Source organism: Pseudomonas faucium (genome assembly GCF_021602585.1).
GTDB classification, from domain to species: Bacteria; Pseudomonadota; Gammaproteobacteria; order Pseudomonadales; family Pseudomonadaceae; genus Aquipseudomonas; species Aquipseudomonas faucium.
Genome location: NZ_BQIP01000056.1, coordinates 1 through 2,253, shown reverse-complemented (window position 1 = coordinate 2,253; position 2,253 = coordinate 1). Strand labels below are relative to the sequence as shown.

At 67.5% G+C, this 2,253-nt stretch carries 1 protein-coding gene; it reads right to left on the bottom strand.

The features are described from left to right. Positions 1–2,252 (bottom strand): type VI secretion system Vgr family protein (locus L6D75_RS27130; RefSeq protein WP_176517683.1); only part of this gene is annotated, 2,252 nt, incomplete at its 3' end. Position 2,253 lies beyond the last annotated feature (1 nt).

The following is a 2,253-nucleotide window of genomic DNA, read 5'->3' as shown; positions in this document are numbered from 1 at the left end:
TTGGCCGCAAACAACTTGGCCCCGGCGTTCTGCGCAAACAGGCTGATGCTCTGCACCACACTGGCCAGCAGCGACTTGCCGCTGGCGATGCTGACATCCTCACCGGTACTCACGGTCAGGTGCTTGCCACTGTGCAGGTGAGTGTTCTGCGGCGTGGCGGTGGCGATATCGGCCGGGGAGGAGGCGATCAGCAGCGGCTTCTGGTAACCCGGGGTCTTGCCGCGCCCGCCGTTGCGAATTGCCCAGGCGGTGTCGCCGCCGTTGCGCTGCTGTTCGCTCGGGCCCTGGCTAGGGCTGCTGTTGTCGTTGCCGTAGGTGACGTCCGCGTCGGCGTTGAGCTGGGTGAGGCTGTCGAGGCCAGCTTGCAGGGCGTCGGCGTTGTGCTGCTGGGCGGTGTCGGAGAGGGTCTTGAGCCGCTGTTCGCTGTTCTGCAGCTGCTGCTGGGCTTCGCTGATGTCGAGCTGGGCGCCTTCGGCGTTGCTGCGCTTCCAGGTGCTCAGGTACAGGCCTTGCTGGGCGCGCAGGGCGCCATAGGCGTCGGTGCGCAGCTCGAAGCCGGTGCCGCGCAGGCCGCCGCGGTTGTTGCCACGCTGGTCGATCAGGTAGCCGAGGTTGAGCTGGGTGTGGCCGTGGCTGCTGTGGAGTTGCGTGCGCACCTGGCCGGTGGAGTCGTCCATCACCCACTGGTTGAAACCGCCGCCGCCGACTTCCTTGCTTTTATAGCCGCTCATCAGACCGCTGGAGTGCCAGGCGGGTTTGTGGCCGCCGTACACCTGGCCCATGACCAGCGGGCGGTCGATGTCGTTGTCGAGGAAGGTGACCACCACTTCTTCGCCGGCGCGCGGCACGTGCACGCAGCCCCAGTCGGGGCCGCTGCTCGGTTGCAGCATGCGCAGCCAGCACGAACTCAATTCACCGTCCTGGCTCAGGCGGTCCCAGTGGAAGCGCACGCACAGGCGGTTGAGGCTGTCGGTGAACACTTCGTGGCCGCTGGGGGTGACCACCACGGCGGTCTGCGGGCCAGGGCAAGTGGGTTTGGCGTGTTCGAACGGGCTGCGGTAGGGGGCGCTGTGCAGCTGGCCTTCGAAATGGCTGGTGAAGAAACCGTAGGACGCAGCACTTTGCGCCGAGCCAAGCAGTGAATCTTCCGGCGCTGGGCGCACGGTCTTGAACAGGGCTGCGAGGCTACCGGGCGCGTCACGGCGCTGCTGGGCCATGGGCAGGTTGCTCTCGGCGAAGAACTGCACCTCGATCAGCATGAATTGCCGCGCCTCGGCGGCCTTGCGTGCGTACAGCGGGTGCTGGGTCAGCTCGAACCAGCGCCCGGCCTGCAACTGGCGCACCCCGCCCTGGCCGTGCACGCGGCGGGCCTGGGATTCGCGCTGTTCGATCTGCACGCGGCTCAGCCACTCGCCGCGCTCCTGTTTCTGCCAGGTGTACTGGCCCTGGTATTCGTAGCGTTCCAGGGCGGCAGGCGCGGAGGCGGCCTGCAGCGCCGGCATCACGCTTTCCCGCGGTTGGCTGTGCGCCAGGTAATCGACGCTGCGCCAGTTGAGCTTGCCGCTGAGCAGCTGCGAGCCGGTGCTCCACTGGGTGATGCTGTCCTGTTTTTCGGTGACGCTCTGGGTATGGAACGGCAGGCTTTGCGGGGCGAGGGCGGGCAGGGCGTCGACGCTGTCGGTGAAGACGATGCAGTGGCTGTCGGCCTGGTGCTCGACGTACCAGAACAGGCCCTCGAGTTCGCACCAGCGCTGCACGAAGTTGGCGTCGGTTTCGTTGAACTGGGTGACGTAGGACAGCGGCGCGTACTCGCGGCGCAGGTCCAGGCGGTAGTTGCCCTTGGCCTGGGGGTACTGGGCGAACACGGCTTCGAGAATGGCTGGCAGGTTCTTGTCCTGCCAGATGCGGCAGTCGCTGCGGTATTCGAGCAGGCTGAACCAGGGTGCGAACACCAGTTGCCAGTCGTGCAGGCCGCCGTCGCTGCCCAGGTAGCGCACGCTCTCGACCAGGCCGTGGCGCGGGGCCTGGGTGCCGTCGTCGCAGAGCAGCGCCAGGGTGACGGGTTGGCCGATGAGTTTCTCCGGGTCGTACTCGGTGTCCTGCACCAGCACATCGAGGGTGTAGCGCGGGGTGCGGCCGAGGCGCTCGACGCCGTGGGCGCGCAGGGCCTGGAGCGCGTCGGCACCCAGCGGGGTGGTCAGCTGCAGCAGGCGGCCGCTTTGCGAGAGCGGGGTGCCGAAGGTCAGGTCCATG